The 21,916-nt window shown below is 45.7% G+C and carries 11 protein-coding genes; 5 read left to right on the top strand and 6 right to left on the bottom strand.

Features of this window, described 5'->3' with window-relative positions; genetic code table 11:
• Positions 1 to 80: 80 nt before the first annotated feature.
• The 4 genes from cgtA to I3248_RS05455 all read right to left on the bottom strand — a co-directional run bounded on the left by cgtA (position 81) and on the right by I3248_RS05455 (position 5,976).
• Complete coding sequence (gene cgtA / locus I3248_RS05470; protein ID WP_238062856.1) at positions 81 to 1,304, bottom strand: Obg family GTPase CgtA; 1,224 nt, start codon at positions 1,302 to 1,304, stop codon at positions 81 to 83.
• 247 nt (positions 1,305 to 1,551) lie between these two features.
• Positions 1,552 to 2,991 (bottom strand): glyceraldehyde-3-phosphate dehydrogenase, encoded by a 1,440-nt coding sequence (locus I3248_RS05465; RefSeq protein ID WP_238062855.1) that lies wholly within the window; start codon positions 2,989 to 2,991, stop codon positions 1,552 to 1,554.
• Between the two features lie 196 nt (positions 2,992 to 3,187).
• Complete coding sequence (locus I3248_RS05460) at positions 3,188 to 4,462, bottom strand: lipocalin family protein (protein ID WP_238062854.1); 1,275 nt, start codon at positions 4,460 to 4,462, stop codon at positions 3,188 to 3,190.
• Between the two features lie 218 nt (positions 4,463 to 4,680).
• A complete protein-coding gene (locus I3248_RS05455) occupies positions 4,681 to 5,976 on the bottom strand; it encodes an NUDIX domain-containing protein (protein WP_238062853.1) in 1,296 nt (431 codons plus the stop codon).
• Between the two features lie 248 nt (positions 5,977 to 6,224).
• Here I3248_RS05455 and hemP point away from each other — a divergent pair, with 248 nt between their 5' ends.
• Complete coding sequence (gene hemP, locus I3248_RS05450) at positions 6,225 to 6,389, top strand: hemin uptake protein HemP (protein WP_084212668.1); 165 nt, start codon at positions 6,225 to 6,227, stop codon at positions 6,387 to 6,389.
• 175 nt (positions 6,390 to 6,564) lie between these two features.
• Here the strand turns inward: hemP and I3248_RS05445 are convergent, their stop codons facing one another.
• Both I3248_RS05445 and I3248_RS05440 read right to left on the bottom strand, forming a co-directional pair.
• Positions 6,565 to 11,550, bottom strand: a complete 4,986-nt coding sequence (locus I3248_RS05445; RefSeq protein ID WP_238062852.1) for a translocation/assembly module TamB domain-containing protein — start codon at positions 11,548 to 11,550, stop codon at positions 6,565 to 6,567.
• Positions 11,551 to 11,673: 123 nt separating this feature from the next.
• The gene (locus I3248_RS05440; RefSeq protein ID WP_238062851.1) at positions 11,674 to 15,369 is read right to left on the bottom strand and encodes a BamA/TamA family outer membrane protein; all 3,696 of its coding nucleotides are present in this window, start codon (positions 15,367 to 15,369) and stop codon (positions 11,674 to 11,676) included.
• Positions 15,370 to 15,832: 463 nt separating this feature from the next.
• Between I3248_RS05440 and I3248_RS05435 the strand changes: the two genes are divergently transcribed.
• The 4 genes from I3248_RS05435 (at position 15,833) to I3248_RS05420 (ending at position 21,870) form a co-directional block, all read left to right on the top strand.
• Positions 15,833 to 17,158, top strand: coding sequence for an MFS transporter (locus I3248_RS05435; protein WP_201558053.1), 1,326 nt, complete (start codon positions 15,833 to 15,835; stop codon positions 17,156 to 17,158).
• 85 nt (positions 17,159 to 17,243) lie between these two features.
• Positions 17,244 to 17,888 (top strand): 2-polyprenyl-3-methyl-6-methoxy-1,4-benzoquinone monooxygenase, encoded by a 645-nt coding sequence (gene coq7, locus I3248_RS05430; RefSeq protein ID WP_025647063.1) that lies wholly within the window; start codon positions 17,244 to 17,246, stop codon positions 17,886 to 17,888.
• Positions 17,889 to 18,138: 250 nt separating this feature from the next.
• On the top strand, positions 18,139 to 19,152 hold the full coding sequence (locus I3248_RS05425; RefSeq protein WP_238062849.1) for a hypothetical protein: 1,014 nt from the start codon (positions 18,139 to 18,141) through the stop codon (positions 19,150 to 19,152).
• 255 nt (positions 19,153 to 19,407) lie between these two features.
• Complete coding sequence (locus I3248_RS05420) at positions 19,408 to 21,870, top strand: alpha/beta hydrolase (protein WP_238062847.1); 2,463 nt, start codon at positions 19,408 to 19,410, stop codon at positions 21,868 to 21,870.
• Positions 21,871 to 21,916 lie beyond the last annotated feature (46 nt).

Below are 21,916 nucleotides of genomic sequence, written 5' to 3'. Positions count from 1 at the left end.
TCGCCTAAAAAATAGTCTCTGTCAGTGCCATGGTCGAATGTTCAACACGCCCTAGTGTATTCGTGGCTATCGCATCTTAATTAAGGAACATAAACCACTTCTACGCCGTCATCGTCGTCGTCATCAAAGTCAGTTAGATTCTCACCATTAATATCAGTTCCTTCACGCTGCGCTTTACGAGCGGCGCGGTAAGCTTCGCGCTGTGCTTCAGTGTTGCGGCGCACCTCACTCTCTAAACGCTCAAAGCGCTCGGCTTGTTCTTCAGCAAAAATAGGATCTTCTAGTTCACGCTCGCGCTCGCGCTCGATCTCATTCATCAGATGATACTTAACCGCGTCGACGCCTTCGCCGGTAAGGGTTGAGGTACGAAACACAATACCCGTCCAGCCAAGCTCAGCGACGATATGCGTACACAGCTCATTGAGCTCAGTCTCGTCTACGATCTGATCGATTTTATTGAGCACTAAAATTTGCGGTAAGTTGGCCAGCTCCGGTGAAAAACGCTCGAGCTCATTTAAGATGACATTAGCGTTCTCAACAGGATCACTACCATCAAGCGGCTGAATATCTACGATGTGTAATAGTCGGCGCGTACGGGCCACATGCTTTAAAAAGCGAATACCAAGCCCTGCCCCGTCTGAAGCGCCTTCAATCAGACCCGGAATATCTGCCATCACAAAGGAGCGATGCTTACCGATATCAACCACCCCTAAATTCGGCACTAACGTGGTGAAAGGATAATCAGCGACTTTTGGTGTAGCGGCAGAGACCTGACGAATAAAGGTAGACTTGCCGGCATTAGGCAGACCGACTAAACCGACATCTGCTACTACTTTTAGCTCGAACTTAAGTACCTTTAGCTCACCTTCAAAACCTGAGGTCGCTTTACGCGGAGCTTGGTTGGTTGAGCTCTTAAAGTGGGTATTACCCAAACCGCCATCACCACCTTTGGCGATTAGTAAGGTTTGATCCACTTCGGTCAAATCGCCAATGACTTCATCAGTTTCAGTATCAATGATAGTCGTCCCAATAGGGACTGGCAAATAGATATCGTCAGAGCCTTTGCCAGCGCAGTTCTTGCTATGGCCGTTCTCACCACGCTTAGCATCATGGCGGCGAGTATAACGATAGTCCACTAAAGTGTTGGTGTTGTCGTTAGCGATGACATAAACATCGCCGCCTTTACCACCATCACCACCATCAGGACCACCACGAGGGACGTATTTTTCTCGGCGGAAACTGGCGATTCCGTTACCACCGTCACCTGCCTTTACCGTTACGACGGCTTCATCAATAAATCGCATGTTACCTTCCTTAATTTACTATTGTAGTACTGCTAAATATAAATACTGCTAAACGTCTTGGCCATTCACAGTCTATTGCTCATGCCCAATCATACACTATAAGGTTATAAACCATAATACCAACAACACCCGATAACCAATGCGACTATCGGGTGTCTTATAGGTGACCTGATATAGCTTAACAACGATGCTTATTCGTTATGATTCACTATTATCTGACAGCCTGACCAGTCTACGCAAGCAAGTGTTACGCTGGAATTTGCGTGTAGCTGATACCAGCCATCTGCGCTGCTACGCGTAAGACTTGGGTGCTGTAACCGACTTCATTATCATACCAAATATAAACCGTAGCATGATTATCAGTAACGATAGTCGCTTGTGCATCAACGATACCCACATGCTTAGTCCCCACAAAATCGGTAGAAACAGCTTCGGTAGAGTCCGTATAAGCAATTTGTGATTGCCAAGTGCTGCTATTGGCCATATCACGTAGGAAGTGGTTAAGAGCGTCAGCATCTTTTGGCGCAGTTTTTAAGTTCAGATTTAAGATCGCTAAGCTGACGTTTGGCGTCGGTACACGAATGGCATTACCAGTCAATTTACCGCTAAGCTCTGGTAAAGCTTTACCCACAGCTTTTGCCGCGCCAGTACTGGTGATTACCATGTTCAGTACCGCACTACGACCACGGCGATCAGATTTATGATAGTTATCAATCAAGTTTTGATCATTGGTAAAGGAGTGAATAGTCTCGACATGACCGTTCTCGATGCCGTACTCATCGTTTAACACTTTGAGCGTCGGAGTAATGGCGTTAGTCGTACAGCTTGCCGCACTGACGATTTTGTCATCGCCAATAGTGTCGCTATTTACCGCATAAACGACGTTTTTGATATCGCCGCCGGCAGGAGCTGTTAGTAGTACCTTTTGTACGCCTTTAGACTGTAAGTGCTTACCTAAGCCGTCTTCGTCTTTCCAGATACCCGTATTATCAATAACCAATGCGTTATCGATACCATAAGCGGTATAGTCAATCTCACTTGGGTCTTTGGCATAGATGACCTGAACAAAACGACCATTGATTAAGATGCCGTTATTGGCTTCATCAACGCTCACACTACCGGTAAAGCCGCCGTGGATAGAGTCGCGCTCAAGCAGCGAAGCACGCTTAGCTAGATCGCCTGCAGGTGCAGGGCGCACGACAACAGCTTTTAGCTGTAAGCCTTTAGCACTTGAGGCCTGCGCTAATAACAAACGCGCGAGGATACGGCCAATACGGCCAAACCCGTAGAGCACAACGTCAGTTGCATCGTTAGTCGCTCCATTAGCACTAGCCCCTTGTAGCGCTTGTTGTACATCGCTGCCACTAGCGATAAGCTGACCGACATCTACGCTTGCTGCAGTCACATCGCTTTGTGCTAATGTTTTTACGATGGCTAGCGTATCAGCAATAGCCACTGCTTGACCACTAGTATTGCGAGTGGCCGTCTTTTGATGTAGCGCTAATATTTGCCCTACTGAACTGGTATCTAATGTCTCACCAAATAAAGTGACTTGTACATCTTGCTCATTATAAAGGGTATTGAGTACACCCATCAGCTCAATCGCTTGTTGCTCTTGGTTATTATATTGGCTTAACTGGTCTTGATGTAATTGGCGTAAGGTATCAGCATTGCTCACAGGAAGCATCCTTATAATCAGTAAATGAATAGTCAGTAAATAAGAAACAATAAAAAAGAGGTAGAAAATATTCGTTGATTATCCTTTAATGAGCGCTACAAATAATAGCGGAATCAAAGGCAATAAATGGCGTAGATTTTAGCCTAAAACGCTTAGTTTTGCCAGTAATAACCGTTTTACCCAAAACAACATAACCTAGTCGCTACTAAGGAATCAAGTTAACAGTCTGATTCGCATGAGACGTTAAGGTAAACTCTTTAAGATTGTATCCTTGGTCCTGAGCGATCTGACGGTATTTTGCGTAGGTTTGCTGAGTCACATTGGGCGAGCGTGCCAGCAACCACAGATAGTCTTTATCTGGCGTACCCACTAACGCCGTTTGATAGTCAGTATCACGCGCTAGTACCCAGTAATCAGCACGCCCGATAGGCAACCAGCGAATCCAAGTAGGCAAAAAAGTTACTTTCAGTTTGCTGCCAGTAGCATCAGCGGGCTTAGCTAAGCCTTCAGCAACAATTTGCGCGCCGTCTTTATCCAGACATTTATTCGTCACAATAATGCCAGAGCCATCGGCTTTTTCAGTATAGTTAGCGGTTACATCGCTTGCACAATTACGCTGAAAGTACATCGGAAGACGTCCTATCTCGTACCAAGTACCAGCGTATTTATCCAAGTCCACGCTATCCACTGTCGTAGGCTTAGTCGCTGACTTATGGATAATGTTCTTGGGATCAATATTTATCTCTGTTGTTTGATCTTCAGTATTATTCATGTTCTTAGCAGCAGTTACTGTCTGCTCAGGAGTCGCAGCGTAAGCTGAAAACGCGGCTAGCGGAATAATAATAGCTAAAGCAATACCAGTATGCTTAAGAAGACTGGACATAAAAACTCTCTCCGAAACTTTAACAGTAGTATTTATAGCACTTTGATTCTGGTGCAGCTGTTTATGAGCCAAATCTGGATTATCTAGCACTCCATCGACCTCTGGCTCACTATTAGTAGTATTGATTACTTCTTGTTTTAATATATCTTGCTTGTTTTGCAGCGCATCCTGTTGTTCTGTAGTGTTAGCACTACTTTTCTTATTATCAATCGACTGAGTATTATTCTGCATATAGTGCAACAGCATCTCTTCTTCGTCAGATATTAGGGTACTTTTTATTAAGGTACTTTTAGCAACTGGCGTGGCTTTTTTATAGCCGCAGCTGACATCACCAGAGCGACTAGGAGCACTAGCCGATTCATTGAAGTGATAAGCTGGCAGGTCATCTTGCTCATAAACATAGCTGGCATCATTACTTGCAACCGAGCTATTCGCACTCGACTTCGATAAGTCTGATTTTGACAAATAGCTATCGTTTGCCGGTGTTTTGCTAGCGAGCGAATTGTGATTATTTTTAACCTGATGACCATTCGCCTGCCTATCGTATGAGCGATCATACGCGTCGGACTTAGTGGAGGTATTGGCTTTCATAGGCATAGGGTTACCGTATTTATTCATTTATTGAGGTCTATTAATAAGACACTACTTTGATATTTGTGCCATCAATAATAAGGATGAGTAGGCAAAATAAGTAGTGAGGCTATGTATGAAAAAGCTACGGTTTGTAAAATACTCCAAAATTATTAACGCTATCAAATACATAGTAACCAGATGGTTGCCATTTATTAAATATAAGTAATGTTTTACCGGTAGGATTAGACTCCTTCTTGAAAACTGCGGATACCTGCAACGGTGTTTGCGCCATTTATAGTCGCCAAATCGCTCATCGCTGGTGATAAACCGCCCAAAGCAATGACCGGTACATCAGCGAGCGCAGCCAGTGCAGACCACTGCTGCCAGCCAAGCGGTGTCTGCTCCGGATGAGTTTGGGTGGCCAGTACAGGGGATAAAAAGATAGCAATAACTGGCGCTAATGAAAGCGCTAGGCGCAAATTAGCCAATTGATTGGCGGCAGCGATACTCTCAGCGTCATGACAGCTAATAATCAGCCCAGTAGTGTTTTGATCACTAGTATTGAGTAGGTCTAAGTCAAAACGGCAACTTACCTCGGCAGTAGCGCGATTAGAGCTAGAATCATAGCTAAGATCGTCATTGCTATCTGCGCCGCTATCTAAATGACTAGACTGCTTTTGATACTGACTAAACCAAGCCATCAGCTCCGTTTGCGTCAAGTGATAAGCAGATATTGGTAAGTTGTTTTGGTTTAAAGTCGGTTGATTAGTACTCGCGCTTATATTGTCATTTTTTAAATCATCTAGATGATTAAAATCTATAGCCTTGCGTAAGCGGTAAGGGACGATAGCGCTAATATCGCTTCTAATCGTCAGTAACTGCGTAATGATTTCGGCCTCTTTATCAGTATTATTATTCGATTGAGCGAGCTTAAGACGTAAATAACTCCAGCCTTGATACGAGAGCTGCTGCTGATGATACTTCAGCCACCTTTGAGCTGGTTTAGTGGCTAAACTGTCACCTGAGTCTGGCGTCTCAAAGTGCGCTAATGGGTAAGTGATGGCCATACACTTGGGCAGCTTGAGCCAAGCCAAAATAGTTCGGTTGGCAGCCGGTAGCGGATAATGATTATTGAGCAATAGATCTTCATCGGCCCACGTCAGCATTTGCGCTTCTAGTCCATACTCTTGCTGCTTGTAATGCTGATACTGCTCAGCGCTTAGCTCAATTTTGTAAATATGCAAAGCGACTTGTTTATCGCCATAGTCATGATGCAGCCGTCCAAGCTTGAGAATGACATTGTCAGCAATATCAAAGCCAGTCTCTTCTTCGACTTCACGTATCAAAGCGGCAACTGGAGTTTCATTAGTGTCTATTTTACCGCCAACGAACTCATAACGGTCGCCTTGATGCTGCTCCCGCTTGCGGTAACCGAGCAAATACTTCTGCTGATAATGAATAACAGCTACCGCGACATTGACGACTTTTAAGGGTTTGGCTAGAGGTTGATTAGAAATAGGATTAGAGTTATTTGGCATGATAGCCCCTGATATTCAAAGATATTCAAAGATATTCAAAGTATTTACCGCTATTAAACGGCCGTTATCTTAAGACAGTAGACAGTTATTATTGAGGAGAAGCATCGTCTATGACTGAATCAATTATCAAGCTAAAGATGATTTAATTCATAAAAGCACTTGCAAAAGCCATAGATGTAAATGATAATTATTATCGTTAAGTTAATTCATTTATTAACGCTCTATTTTACTATCAAAAGGAATTCATTATGAGTCTGGTCATCTCTCGCTATCTAAACAACCGTGACAATCGTCTACCTACCCTGCAGTCGCAGCACTTATTTGCTTTGACCAAAGAGGTGCGTATAGAGCATGAGGGGGAAGAATATCGTCTGCGCTTGACTCGAAATAATCGTTTGATTTTGACCAAGTAGCTTTTGGCCAAGTGGTTTTTAATCAAGCAGCTTTTCGCCAAGTAATTTTTAATCGAGTAGCTTTTAACTCACTAGTTACTGAGCTTATTGCGCTGTTTTAGCTCATATTCGTCCAAGTCAGTATGAGCTTAAATCAATAAAAAACGCCTTTAAATAAAGGCGTTTTTTATGCGTATTAGAACTGCCAACTATAGACCACATCCACCGCGTTTTCAGCAGCGGAGGTCGCCTCTAAATAGACACGGCGAGTCAACTGATACCGCACTGACAGACTATTTTCAGCATTGAACACCCCTACCCCGTAACGAATATACAGATCAGGCGAGATATAACCGGTAACATTGACATTAGTGTCATCACTATTGCCTGAAGCATCAACGGTTAAGCTTTGGAAACCAAAAGCTTGACCAATCTGATTGGTCAGACTACGCGTACCACTCAAGCCAAAGTTAAGACCGGCGGCGGCTAAGTTATTGGTCACTTGCGACTTAAAGCCCTGCTCACTGATTTGGCTGGGGCTACCGTCATTAATACGTCCTGTCACCAAAGCATTCATTGCTTGTTGCTGCGTCAGTCCGGCATTATTAAAGACGATGATATTTGGGTTTTCAGTATCGCCCTTGATGCGGACACCAACGATATTATCATCGATGATTTTGACCGCTTCGATGCTTAGATCGGGCTTCATGACATCACCATTAAAGCGAATCTGTCCGTAATTCAGCTCTAAGCTTTGGCCAAAAGCATCAATACTAGTACGCTTCGAGACTTGCACGACGCCTTTAGCACGCATCACGCCACTACCATTTTGCGTAATATTAATGGCGCCTGCCAGTGGAATAACCGCACCAAAACCGCGGAAATTGATATCATCGCCTAAATCGACACCGATATCGGCGTTGATCGACCAAGGCTTAGACACCGCCAGTACTTCATCAATATTACCGATTAGACGCCTATCGAGCACCACTGCATCTTCGGTCTGGGTGATGATATCTTCGCTGGCCTCAGGAGGACGGATCGTCGCAGTAGGTATACTGACAGCGCCTTCAATATTGACGTATTTGTCATTTGGACGCACGATGATATCGATGTCTGGATTGACCTCTGCTGAGAGTAGCGGCGGCTGAGTCAGCACTAGACGCTCACCGATGATACTGAGTTTGGCCTGTAGCTCTTGCTGCCAGTTTACCGTACCGGTAAGCTCACCGGTACCCGTACCACTATTGAAGCTACCGTCTATCACCGCCTCTGTACCGCGGATTTTGGCGGTGGTGTTGACATTAGTAAGATTCACCGGTAACCCAAGCATAGCGATCCGACCATCAGCGAGTTTGACATCGCCGTAGAACTGCGGCTTGGTTAGAGTACCGCCAAGGCCACCTGCCATGGTGATATTCCCTTCAAGCACACGCATACCCGGGAAGAAAGGTTTAAATATCGCTAAGTTTAGCTCATTTAATACCAAAGCGCCGGAGATAGGTTTAGGATCTTTATACGGATCCACAATGACTTCGGCATAGCCACGGGCACCGCGACCACTGTTTATATCTGTACGCAGCTTGATACCTTCAGGGACCGATAACGCAATCAGCGAGACGCGCTTATAAGGTAAGCTCACTGGAGCCAAATCACCATCTTGAATCAGACCGATTTTGCCGTTGTCCGAATATAAAGTGGTGTTAACAGTAGGAGCACGGCCCTGTTGCCAACCAACGACAGCCTTGCCATTGATCTTCGCCTGCCAATCGATATCTTTAGGCAAAAATACTGAAAATAGGGAGGTATCAAGATTTTGTATCGCTAGATTAACTTGACCAGCATCCGCTGAGGCGATTAGGTTCTCCCGTAAGCACAGCTTGCCACTTTGATCAGCGGCCTGCCAGCAATGTGCTGCCAGCTGTACTTTTAGCGGATTGCTCTCACCTTGAGGCAAGTTTAAGATAAGCTGCGCCGGTTGTAGCTGGTTGAGCGTGGCATATTTAGATTTGACGCTACCATTTCCTATTGCGCCGCGCCATATCAGCTCGTCGCGATTGAAACCGCCTTTTAAGCGCGCTAAGACGTTAAGCTCATCATTGGCCACATCGAGATTGACCACGTGTGCCTGCTCAGTACCATTGAAGGTCGCTTTGACTTTTTGGAAGCTTTGACCAGCGGCATCTAAGCCTTCAGCACTGACTATCAGCTGACTTGGACTATTTGCGAGATTCACTAACTTGCCGCGCACGCGCCCTTGGCGTAAAACAAACCCTGGCAAGGCAATGCGCTCACCCACTAAGTCCACGTAAATCGTTGGCAAGGCTTGGCCTGCGGGCTGCGATAGAGTGGCCCCGCCGCTAACCTTACCGGCGAGCTGGTCAGATAACTGATCTAAACTTGTGATATTGATTTTGGCTTGTAGCTGTTTAGCATTACCGTTAGCAGTTAAGTAGTTATCGCCCCACCGTAGCACTAAATCATTGGCATCAAGGCTATCAATTAAAGCGTTCACTTGCTTGTACTGCGTTTCGCTATCCTGAGCTTGCAGGCGTTCAAAATAGCTGCCTAAGTCCTTGGGTAAGCTAAGCTTAGCAGACAAACTACCTTTGGCACTTAGTGGTTGACCCTTGAGCATGCCGCGCAGATTAATCTGCTGTAAGTTGATAACCTGCTGGGTTTCGCCCCAGCGTCCATCAGTTTTTATACTGCCGGTGATGGTACTTGGCGTGTCTTTTAAAAAGTACCCTAAGTTGAAGCGATCCATAGTGGCGTTGATGTCCCAAGCAATGCCTTGGCGTACGTCCACGCTACCTTTGGCATCGATACTGCCGGCCGCGCCTACATGACGAAAGCGCTTAATACGAATCAGCTGCGCATCGCCACTGGCATCAATCGTCAGCTTGCCTGCTGGCAGCTGCTCAGCATCTAAAACGCCATCAAAATTGACAGCAAAGCGTTGCAGCTTACCTTGGCTATTAGCCGCTGTACTCGCGGGCTGCTGCCACTCACCACTAGTAACCAAATCTCCGGTCAAAATAGCCAGATTATTAGGAAGAAAGTAGCCGACATCAAAGTTATCAAAACGTCCTGTGACGCTCCAGCCAATATTATTACGCAGATCGATGACGCCGTTTGCGTTCACTGCGCCAGCTTCACCACTGTAATCCAGTTTGCGAATGCTGATAAGCTTTGGTGTGCCTGCTGCGCTAATCGATAACAGACCATCGGGTACATCTTGAGTATCAACGCGGCCATCGAAGCGTACGTCAAACACTGACAGCTCACCGCCGATAAGGTCTATCTCAGCGTCGCCATTACCAGTAACGCCGATAGCGCGCTGGTCTTGACTAGCGTCTAGCTTTGCTTGTAGGTCGGTACTCGTAATATTGACAATATGCCGCTGACCTTTGACGCCGTTTTTGCGGATATTTAGCAGGCGGCCGCGCGCGCTCAGGTTACCTGTCAAACGCTCAAGCGGCAGATCACTACGATATTGCTTCGGCAACAAGCCGTTGGTACGCGCATCCACCTGCCAAGTCAGCGGGCGCTGATTGGTGGCGAGTTGTATTTGCCCAGTGCCAGATAAGTCGCCAACGATGCCCTGATAGTTGAGACGATTGATATCGATGACATTAGCATTTTTGCGAATGCGAACGTCATAATTACCTTTAGGCGCTGCATTTAATTCATTGATGACAGCATTGGCATCGACAGATAAGTTTGAGCCGCGCACGATGACATCAGCGCGGCCGCTTGGGCTATCGATATTGCCAATACTTGGCACATCACGGCGGGTCAAGTTCTGCCACCTAGCATCAATATACATAGGCGCTGGCTGCTTAGATTTGGCAGATAGCTTACCGCGGACAATATTAGCGTTGATATGCTCGCCATCACGCTGACGCAAATCGGCATCAACTTGCAGATTATTGCTGAGGTTTTTTTGTTGATAATGTAGCGATAGTCGACCATTAAGCGTCTGCGGCGCATAAGCCTTAAAGTCGCTATACTCATCTGGAATCGCTTGACGGATATCAAAGCCATTGCCAACAGCGCGAATTTTGGCATCGAAGCTCTCGCTCCAGTCCAATATCCCCTGCAAGGTTAGCCGTCCTGCGGGCACATCAGCATCTAAGCGATCGATACGCAGCTGACTATTGGCAATCACCGCGCGGCCTTTATAACGGCCTGAAGGTATGTCTTTGGCGGTCAGCTCCGTATTGATGCGCAGTTTAATATCCGAAACCACGCCAGAAGCAGTCGCCATACCGCTTTTTAGATGGATATTTTGCGCATCAGCATACGGTATCAGTACATCATCCCAGCGCAGTTTCGCTTCAAACGGTGAGCCTTCATCTAGCCCTTGTGCGACAAACTCGCCGCTGACATCACTATCATTGTAGCGGCTGCGCACTTTACCTATCGTACGTTTTAGAGTACCAGTTGCTTTGACATTGAGCGGATCTATATAAGCTTTTTCAAGGGCGCTGACTTCAACAATAGCGCTTAGATCTAAGGGGTAGTCGCCTTGTAGATCGATCTCACCTTGTAGCGCACTGACTTTGACAATATCACTATAAAAGAGCTTACCACTGCCAACTGTGACCTGACTGCCGACCCAAGTCAAATCCCTTGCCGCTATATCGTTAACGATGACCGGCTCTTTAGTCACTTGCTTATAGACGATAGTTTTGATTTTGGCTTGGTCGAAACGCAGATTGACTGGTAGCTCAAGCGTCTTATAATCGAACGGCTCACCGGTTGGCGGCTTAGTATTGATAATCTCAATACGCTGGATATCGGCATCACGTAAGTGTACTTCTTTAGCAAACACAGCGCGCCAGCCTATTTTGATGTAAGCCTTGTCTACTTTAATCTCAAGATCTTCGGTAGCCTTAAGATCGATATCAGTGACCATAATACCGTCACGCAGGTTACCACTGCCATATTTGAGTTTGACGCCCGTTTCGCTACCGACTTTTTCTAATAAAAACTTAGTGCCTGCATCCGTACCTGCTGCATAAAAAAACACCACGAACATCACAACTAAGACAATAGCAATCAATGCTAGCAGCTTTAGCAAAAAAGATAGCGGATACCACCGACGCACCGCGTGGGCATCTCGTTGCGCAGGATCTTTAGACGACGGGTCGTTAGGTGGAGTTTTATTATTCAACATGACACTCAATCAAGTAAAAAAATTATTAGCTCTTCGCCTGCGAGCCTTGCTTGGGTTTTCGTTTAGCTTAGTTATAAGTACTTATTATAAGTTCTTAGTTAAAAGACTGAGTTATGCATCCGCTTATAACGGCGAGCCGATAAAGAAATGCAAACGCACCGGAATACTATCCTCTGTCACCCCAGCTGCCACATCGACTCGCACCACACCAACAGGCGACGCCCAGCGAATACCAACGCCGACCCCTACTTTAGTATCAGTTTTGAAGTCTTTATCATAAGCATTACCCACATCGGTGAATAATGCCCCGCGGAAACCCGGTCTAAATTCATAGTTATATTCAGCACTACCGACGGCGAGAATCTGTCCACCAGTCAGATAACCGTTTTCTAACGGTGATAAGCTCTCATAATCATACCCGCGAATACTCTGATCACCGCCGGCGAAGAAGCGTAGCTTATAAGGCACTTCATAAAAGTCATCCGCCCAAATATACCCGGTATTGAAGCCGCCTAGCACTTGATGTTTATCATCTTCACCAAAGCTATAAATACCGCTGACACCGGCGCGCACAATCGCCAGATCAGTATCGCTAAGTACGCTCTCAGCGCCGGCTTCGATACCATAATACTGACGATAGCCGCTGGTAGGATTGATAGCATTGTTGACGTCGGTTTTATTAATACCGTAACCAAACAACAAAGCTTGCTGCGTAGGTCTTGAAGAGGTGAAACGTACCGGTAGATCTTCTAACTTTGTATCGTCAACCCCAGTTTCGAGCTCATCTAACCGATAACGTACCGAATATCTCCTATTCCAGCCGCTCTCTTTACGAATATTTCTAGCCAAAGCTGCCTTTACAGTATTAGTCGATAGATCAAAGTTCCCTTCACCTTGATCGATGACTTCCTCTTCATAAGTCAGACGCGCCTCTAATTTATCATTGAGCGGGTGCTTCCAAGGGCGACTACCATAGACAGTCACGTTTTTACTGATGCGTGAGGCTTCTACTTCCGCGCCGGCTTGGTAGCCCTGACGATTAACCAAATTATAGTCAATCTTTGCAGTAGCACGGATATCGGTATCAGTACCATAACCCAGACCAATCTGAGCATCACGCGGCTTATCTGCGGAGACAAAGACGTACAAAGGCACTTTTTTACTTTCAAAAACCTCTTCAGGGGTAATACGATTGGCTAAAGTTGGCGGTACAAAATCCTCATCAAAAATGGTTTCTTCTTCAGGGAATACCTTCTCGGCAATATTACTGATTGAGTCGCTGATTTTTCCTAAGAAGTTCTCAGCCTTTTCGTCCTTTTCATCCAATACCCGATCATTAGGTAGGCGACTTAAACGATTGGCTTTGGCTTTGATTTCTTGTAATTTATTTTGCGTTTGTTCATCAACTTGGAACTCAATGGGAGCGATATCAGCGGCATCAACGGTAGCGCCACTGTTCGCCTCAAGGCTTTCAGCAACAACCTCTGAATCATCCTCATCACCGCTAAGATTGTCACGGCTCTCGCCAATGAGATCAGTATCGCCAACGCCTACGTTTGCCCCTTCTTCAACATCACTGTCTAAATCGCCATCTTCTACATTATCTGACTGATTAGCAGTATTATCAAAAGCTAGCGTACTGCCAGCACTCAGCTCATCGGGTGGCAATAAGCTCTCAACGTTGACCGTATTGAAGTAGCGCGTTGCCGCTAGATCATTACTTAACTTGGTCACATCGGGACGATAAAAAGGATCACCAGCTTCAAAGTGTAGCAACTGACGCAGTAAAGGCAGCTCTACGGGTAGCTTATCAGGGTCGCGCGTGAGGGTGCCTGTCGCCTCATCGTACGTAAAAAACACCACGTCATCGAAGTCATAACGAACCCCAGTATCATAAACGAGTGATATATCGGCTTTATTATCTGGCAAGATGATGTCGACCGATTTATTCAGCCAATTCTCATCAAAATAGCCATAAGTGCGGCTTAGAGCCTCAAGAGCAGCCTTACTATTTTTATAAACTCTATGGTTAAAGACATCGCCCTCTGCTGGCAGCGCTGTCTCTTCTAGCGTTTTAAATTCGGCTTGCTCGGCGCCCTCACCGCGGACATCGACGATACGGCTATCGACAGTTACCGGTTCACCTAGCTTTTCGATGATCACATCGATACTGTTGGCATCCGGCTGACGTAGTTTGAGAGTAATATCATAATAGCCTACAGCTTTTGCAGCATCTAAAGCGGTCTCTCGCAGGCGCGGCAGGGCTGCGGTGAAGTCAGTGACCGACTGAACGGTAGTATCATCGATAGCAGCTTTGATATTATTAATCGGCTGAATATCTTCATCAGCCTTGATCAGTCTTGGCGTACCCTGAGCCGCATCATTGGTAGCATTGTTAAGGCTTCTATCTGCGTCTTGCTGCAGATAAACAGTGGTCTCAACACGCGGCAACGCTGCTACGCCGCCGTTAAATAGGCGATTATACAAACGTTTGACAATACCGCCTTCATTGCGAGCTAATGGTTTAGAATTATTCGCTTGAGTCACGCCTTCTGCGACGGCGTCAGCATTGTCCTGTGCTTGATAATCTGGCAGATAGTCATCAGGATTAAGATCGCCGCTTTGATCACTATTTTGATCATCAGCCACCTCGCCATCGCTGGCCTCGATTTGTGCTTCAGCGATAGTATCATCAGCACCTGTCACTGAACGATTGTCTTGCTGCGCTAATATCTGCTCAGGATTGTTTTGCTCAGTGATGTCAGCACTGTCATCGACTCGGCCACTACTAACAGAGTCGCTCACCTCAATAGGACGCGCCATTATCTCTGCCGTTTGCGCCTGCTCTTCTGGAGTTTGTGCGCGGTTTAAAGTCTCAAGATTGTTGGGCGTAGGCAAAGTTGCAGAGTCGATTTTTGGATCTAATCCTAAAGGTAATCGCTGACTATCAAGTCGGGCAATAGGCGCATTAAAGCCTTTATCATTTAAAACAGTACGGTCATTAAAACTATCGAATTGACTGTCTACCTTATTACTATCAAAGCTGTTTGGGTCGCTACTAAACCCTGCATCAAAAACATCATCTAAACCGTCGGTGTTGCCATTACTCGTACTCTCCATAAAAGAGTCATTCTCAGCGTCCAAAGCCGCAAGTTCCCGATCAATCTGTTCGGGAGTCATCATCTGATACCCTTGCTGCTGTATCGCCGTTGCCTGTCGTTGCAGCTCGGCATCGCTATCAAAATCATCGTTACTGACTGGCGATACATCCGCTTCATTATTATTATTGTTTTCAGCGTCCGTGCCAGTATTTATCTCACTAGTATTAATATCGCCATCTTGGCTGACTTCTTCACTGAACTCATCGATTACGGATTTATCGACTTCTCCCTGCTCAAAATCTCTTCTTAGGCGCAAAGCCTCTAAAGCCGCATCAAGCTCCGCTTCTGAGTCAAAATCAATAAGGCTATCGTCTGAACCATCCTGCGCTACATTGGTTTGCGAAGTGCTCTGAGAGTTGTTTTGGACTTCTACTTGCGGGTTAGACGCTGTAGGGCTTTGCGCCACCTCTGCGCGAGGGTCGGTCTCAGCGGCACTGGCAGAGGCCATCCCAACACCAACCAAAACACTAGCGACAGCGCTAAATAAAGCGGTTCGGGCAAAATGGTGACGTACGCCAATGCTTGTGTGCTGAGCATGCGCGCCGATTAGCGCCAACCGATTAGAGGGAGATGACGGGGCCGTGCTAGATACACAAGGTTCCGACATGAGTGTCGAAGCGGTCATTGAAGCGTGATGCAATGAGGGGTTACTTCTCATGACTAATACTATCCTATCATCTAATATGGCCACTTAAGCCTAGCGTAACGGTTCACAAACGCTCTAAAAAGACTGTTTATAGCCTTGTAAAGCGAACCTATTGATATAGCGAAAACGATGCACACTTAACGATGTAGAGGCTGATAATTATCAAAATATCACTGCTGCATCAGGGCTTATAAAATTTACAAATTATAACTGAGCTCACGAACATATCATAGCAATTAACATATGTATTTGCCCCACAGCCTTGCTATTATACGAGGTTAAAATCATAAAACCTATCATATATTTTAATAAGTTATTGATACTATTTATAATTACCATATTAGCAACAGCATAACCGCTATCCCTCGTATGGTAGCCTCTGGTCACGTCTGATAGCGTCATTATCCGACTACCCGTTTTTATCTTGATCTGTGGTTATTTAAACGATCAAAAGTACTCGCTCATAGGAAGCCTCATGGCAAATCAGTTTCAGTTATTCAAGCGGCGGCGTTTTAGTGCCATGTTTTTTACCCAGTTTTTGGGCGCTTTCAATGACAATATTTTTAAGCAGGCACTGATATTAGTGCTGACTTATACGGCCGCAAGTCAGCTCGGTGCTGAGGTTAGCATTCTTAACAACTTAGCCGCGATGCTCTTTATTTTGCCATACTTTTTATTCTCAGCGCTCGCCGGACAAATCGCCGATAAGTTTGAAAAATCCAAACTCACGCGTTTGGTAAAAATACTTGAGATCGTCATTATGACAGTGGCCGCTATTGGCTTTGTGTTTGAGTGGTATGTGCTACTGTTTGTAGCGTTATTTTTGATGGGTACCCATTCTACCTTTTTTGGTCCTATTAAATATGCTTATCTACCTCAAGCAATGCGAGAAGATGAGCTGGTTGGCGCTAATGGCTTATTTCAGATGGGTACGTCTTTGGCAATTTTGCTAGGGATGATTATCGCAGGAGTATTAACGCAGCTACCGCAGTCGCTATACTGGATCAGCGCGACTGTGCTTTTGGTCTCATCTCTAGGTTATCTAGCTGCGCGCGGTATTCCGCACATGCCAGCCATGCAGCCGAAGCTAAATATCAACTGGAATATTTTTACCACTAGCCTATCAACGGTTCGCTACTTGTATTCGCTGCCCTTTTTATTTTTTATTATTTTAGGCAATAGCTGGTTTTGGTTTTATGGCGCGACTTTTTTGACACAGACGCCAGAATTTAGCAAAGTTATCTTACAAGGTGATGAGTCAGTCGTGATATTTTTACTGACTTTGTTTTCTGTAGGGGTCTCTATCGGCTCACTGCTGTGCAAGAGACTGACCAAAAACGAGGTTAGTTTGCGCCTACTGCCCTTTGGCATTGCCGGTTTGAGCATTTTTGCAATTGATCTTTATTTTTCTTTATCAGGGCTGAACATACAGCCTGCTGGGGATACTCTATTAACAATTGGCGACTTATTTGGAGTACCGGGAACTTGGCGTGTTTTTGTAGACTTATTCTTCTTAGGGTTTAGCGGCGGTCTGTATATTGTGCCGCTTTACGCCTCAATGCAAGCTTATGCGCCAAAGAGTCATCGCGCGCGTATAGTCGGCGCTAATAACATTTTTAATGCCATATTTATGGTCGGTTCTGCTATTTTTGCTATTGTAGTATTGAATAGCTTGCAGCTGACACTACCGCAGTTATTTTTGGTCACTGGCATATTAAATATTGGCTATGGCACCTTTTTGTACTTAAAGCTCAAAAAGCATCAACAGCAAGCTGTCATACAAAACCATGATGAAGGTTAAATGCTTTAGTATTAATAGTATAAACAGTATCAATCGATAATCAGTAAGATGAATGTAGAAAACCGTACTTTATTAGGAGTTGTTTATGACAGCGCGTCCTCTTTCAAAGATTGACCATTTATTATTGAGCGTTGATAAAGCGCTACGAGCGGTAGTGCCGCACTCAAACCCAAGCTCTCGGCCCTTACCTGTGAGTAGCGATGAGATTCCTGAGCTGAGCATCACCGAATCTCGCCATGTCGCAGGCCTTATGCGTATCAACCATACCGGTGAGGTCTGCGCGCAAGGCCTCTATCATGGTCAAGCCTTTACCGCAAAAGACGAGACCGTCAAGCAAGCCATGCACCAATCTGCTACTGAAGAGGTCGATCATCTCGTTTGGTGCGAGACTCGCCTTGATGAGCTTGGTAGCCACCCAAGTGTCTTTACGCCGCTATGGTACGGCATGTCCTTTGGTTTGGGCGCGGTGGCCGGAGCTATCTCTAACGAGTTCAGTCTAGGGTTTGTCGCTGAGACAGAAGCGCAAGTCAGTGAGCATCTACAAGATCATATCGCCCAACTGCCTGCGCAAGATCAGCGTACTCGTGAGATACTAGCGCAAATGGATATCGAAGAGCTGCATCATCGTCAACTTGCCCTTGATAATGGCGGTGCGGCGCTAGCACCACCGATACGCCGCAGTATGCGTTTTATGGCGAATTGTATGAAAAGTGCTGCTTATCATATATAAGTAAAGCAGTCATAGCTTGGCGCTGCAAACGATGGCAGAGGATTTACGGATAACGTCTGCCAGATAATGTTTAGTATTATTATTAACAATCCTACCGTTGCGAGCGCTGATACTAATTGCTAGGGTATGAAAAAATAAACTGCTTTGATAGCTTTGACTGCATTGACCTAAACACTTATTCATATAAGCAAAACTAAGATCAGTGAAAACCTCACTTTTCCCTTGAGACTACTAAAAGGCAACCGTTTTTATGAAACACAATATAACTCACAAATTTGCAACTCTGACTGCTCTAGCAGCGGCTTGTACTATGCTGTCGGCCACCCCAGCCCTTGCAGCACCTGATAGCGTCACCGCAAGCGTGCCTAGCGCTAAGGACTCAAGTCAGCGTATCATTCGCCGTGCCCAGCCAGCCAACACTCAATCTGGCGCGCAGCCTATTCCGGTGCAGTCAAATGTAGCGACTCCAGCAGCCGCGGCTACTAATAGTGTAGCAAATGAGTCGGAGCGTGCTACTCGCGTGTATCAGCGTGGCCCTATCACTAGTACGGGCATCGATATTAGCCAAGGTCAGCTTCGCAATATCCCAGCGCCGCAAGCGACTATCTCTGATATCAGCTTTATCTCAACCGTACTTATCCCTACCAAGCGCGGTGTAGGCGCAGATAGGCTCGACGTTAGCTTACTTGATCATTTTATCGAAGACGTCTCGCCCAATGCGCGCCACTATCCACCAAACTTCCCCAACCGCTCACAGCGCTACTACACGCGCGAGAAGATTAAAGTATTAGCAGATTGGATTGAGCCTTTTGCCAGTGCGCCAGACGCCTCTTATGAGGTCTTAATTCGCGCCGCTAAGCTCAATGGTATGGGCCGCAACTTAGATTTGGGCTCAGATTATGCCGTACGCGGTGGTCAATATATAGATCGCGCAATCCAAGCTCAGCCCGACAGCGCTGAGGCCAACTTTTTATATGGCATGATGCTCTCAGAAGGCGGCGGTTTTAAGGAAGGTCAAAAGTATCTTGACCGAGCGGTTGGCCTAGGCTATACCGAAGCAGAACAAAGCTTGGCTCAATCTGATCTGTTAAGCGATCGCCGCAGTGAAGCACTCTCGCGCCTGCGTCGTCTCGAGCAAAAAGTACCAGATAATAAAGTAATACGTCAACAAATCAAACTCATTGAAGACGGGAAATACTATATCTGGGATCTACCCGCTCCTGATATCAATGTCAGCCCGAATAGTATCAACCAGACCAGTTAATCGGCAGTTAAAGATAGCATTATCTAAAACAGCGGTCGTTTAAAATAATATTAGTCGCTGAGGCTGACTTTAGTTATCAAGCCAGTCGATTATAGCGCCGCTTTAACAGCGCGCCTGCTTTATAGTGATTGAGTAGTGACTCACTATCCTCTATAAAGCAGGCGCGCTTTTTTTGTTTTAGCGCTATACTGTTTGAGGTTTTATCTTATCGAATCTGTCTTTATTCTATATTGAGATTATCTACTGAGACTCGCTATGACTGTTGCAAGTAACGCTGTAAACGCTATAACATCTGCTCACAAACAAGCGCTTTTGGCTATAACTATTATTACCTCTACACTACTTGTCAGCGCTTGTAGTACGGTATCTGTAAGCCAGCAAAGCAAGTCCAAAGTCATTAGTAGCCAACGCGGTAATATCGTCTCAGACAATAAACTCAGTAGTAATACCGCGTCAACCCTGCTCTCGGCTGGTCTCAATGAAACGGCCTGTTTGCAGCACTTTGATCTGTGTTTAGGGCAGCTCTCTGATAGTCTCCTCGATGATAATTATCGTTCGCCGCTTGCTATCTTCGCTGAGCTGCATTACGCCAAAGCGAGGCAATTAGCCGAATCTTCAGACTGCCTCGCTGCGCTATCTCGTCCACCGATTGACCCCTACTTTGCCAACGCCCCACTCGATGAGGAGCAAGCAAAAAGTAAAGAACAAAGAACATCCGCTTGTCTTATGAATTATCAACAGCGGCTGTTTGATGCCGTCAAATCAAGCTACGCGTATCTATTTTATGACAGATTAGAACACGACTTTGAGAACGCTACTCAAAAACAAAAAAGCGCACCTTTACAAAACCGCATTCCAAACGATGTCGATATTCAAACTCAAGATATCTACAATGCCGCGAGCAATGACATCATAACCAAGCTGTATCAATCTAAAGCCCGCACTAAAAAGATGTTTGGCAACACTCACATTGAGTACTTACCAACAACAGCTACCGACGATTCAGCCCAAACCGCTATTTCTAATAAAGTTGCGCTGGGCGGCCGTGCCACAGACCAAGTCAAGGTCATGACAGTGCAAGTTGGGGACTATGGCCTCAATGTCCATCTACCCAATGAAGACCAGTATCTACAAAACGCTCGTGAGCAAACCTCTGCTTTGACAGATCTGACCTCTACTTATGAGCTGCGTCTTACGGGACTAAACTCGATAAGTAAGCGGCCAGGTTTAGGTATTAGCTTCGTGGCGTCTCTCAATGACCGTTACACGACCACTATTCGCCAGCTGCTCGTCTCCTCTTTGTCAGGTAGATTGGCTCAAGACAATAGCACCGATAACGACGAAAGCATAAGCAATGAGGACCCGAGTAGCCGAATCTACCCTAGCGGTCATTTGCTGATGACCGGTTTGATTAAACCTGTAGGAGATAGCGTATTAGATGTACTCAGTAGCGAGCAGCTCGATATTCATCTATATAACCCTTACCGCAGTGAGAGCACTACTATCTTAGGCGAAGACTATCCGCTGGCAGCGAATTTTTCGGCAGGTTATGGTATGTGGCTTGCAGAGAATCAACTAGACGGCGTCGGCTACTTAAACCTAATCACTCGTCAACAAAAAACCAATCTGCCCAAATTGTTTATGCTTGAGCCTTATGACCCTAACAAGCGGGTATTGATTATGCTGCACGGGTTAGCCTCGAGTCCTGCCACTTGGGTCAATTTGACTAACGATATTTTGAATGATGATAAATTACGTGAGAATTATCAGGTTTGGCAGATATTTTATCCCACTAACTTGCCTATATTAGAAAACCGTTATCAAGTTCAGCAACTCATTGAAGCAACTTATCAGCAAACAGATCCTGAGGGTCAAAATATTGCCAGCCAAAACAGCGTCATTATCAGTCATAGTATGGGCGGTATCATAGCGCGCATGATGTTATCTGATGAAAACCTGATAGATGACTTGGACAGGCTTGATGAACAAGGGACGCTCTCTGCTAGTGAAAAACGAAAAATACGCGGCGCGCTTAAGCAGTCTTTTGGTGAAGAACAGCTAGAAAAACGCTTTAAATTGCAGGCTTTGCCGCAGGTAGATACTGCCGTATTTTTATCAACGCCTTTTCGCGGTACCGACTACGCTGATCGCTGGTTCACCCGAGCGCTACGCCGTATTGTGTATCTGCCCGTTGGGCTGGTCAAGACGGTCACAGACAATCTGGCGACCATTGCCACCCAAGGCGACTTGGCACAAAACCCACTTGGCGCTTTATACCTACAAAACGGTGCCAGCCAATTGAGTGACAAATCCTCTTTTATCCAACTAACCAAAGATATCTCTATTAACGATCGTATTACCTATCACTCCATTATCGCTAATAACGATGCCGATATCACTCAAGGTTTGGCAAAAATGCAGCCAGGCGGGGCTAAGATAGACTTATCACAAGCGCAAGAAGAAGATAGCGACTCCAATACTGTCGATAACACAGATAGAAATGTACGCCGCGAGCCTTTAGTCGCCGCTGTTACAGTTGATGGCGATATCAGTCAAGCCATCACTGAGCGGTTGTCTGACGGTATTGTGCCTTATACTAGCGCTCACCTTGAAGGTGCGGCTTCTGAGACCATTATCAACGGCGGCCACAGTATTCAACAAAACCCGCAAACGATTTTGACTTTGCGCCGTATTTTGTACAAACAACTTCAAGAGTAAGCCTATCTTTTATAGCTAACTTACAAAAACTGGCAACGTGCTATTG

Source organism: Psychrobacter sp. Ps3 (genome assembly GCF_022129275.1).
Taxonomy (GTDB): Bacteria; Pseudomonadota; Gammaproteobacteria; order Pseudomonadales; family Moraxellaceae; genus Psychrobacter; species Psychrobacter submarinus.
The sequence above is the reverse complement of the archived record's forward strand: the minus strand, read 5'-3'. Positions and strand labels throughout refer to the sequence as shown.

Coding starts and splice junctions, on each gene's coding strand:
- I3248_RS05425 (WP_238062849.1), top strand. CDS start 18,139: ATGAAACACAATATAACTCACAAATTTGCAACTCTGACTGCTCTAGCA.
- I3248_RS05460 (WP_238062854.1), bottom strand. CDS start 4,462: ATGCCTATGAAAGCCAATACCTCCACTAAGTCCGACGCGTATGATCGC.
- I3248_RS05440 (WP_238062851.1), bottom strand. CDS start 15,369: ATGAGAAGTAACCCCTCATTGCATCACGCTTCAATGACCGCTTCGACA.
- I3248_RS05465 (WP_238062855.1), bottom strand. CDS start 2,991: ATGCTTCCTGTGAGCAATGCTGATACCTTACGCCAATTACATCAAGAC.
- I3248_RS05445 (WP_238062852.1), bottom strand. CDS start 11,550: ATGTTGAATAATAAAACTCCACCTAACGACCCGTCGTCTAAAGATCCT.
- I3248_RS05420 (WP_238062847.1), top strand. CDS start 19,408: ATGACTGTTGCAAGTAACGCTGTAAACGCTATAACATCTGCTCACAAA.
- cgtA (WP_238062856.1), bottom strand. CDS start 1,304: ATGCGATTTATTGATGAAGCCGTCGTAACGGTAAAGGCAGGTGACGGT.
- coq7 (WP_025647063.1), top strand. CDS start 17,244: ATGACAGCGCGTCCTCTTTCAAAGATTGACCATTTATTATTGAGCGTT.
- I3248_RS05455 (WP_238062853.1), bottom strand. CDS start 5,976: ATGCCAAATAACTCTAATCCTATTTCTAATCAACCTCTAGCCAAACCC.
- hemP (WP_084212668.1), top strand. CDS start 6,225: ATGAGTCTGGTCATCTCTCGCTATCTAAACAACCGTGACAATCGTCTA.
- I3248_RS05435 (WP_201558053.1), top strand. CDS start 15,833: ATGGCAAATCAGTTTCAGTTATTCAAGCGGCGGCGTTTTAGTGCCATG.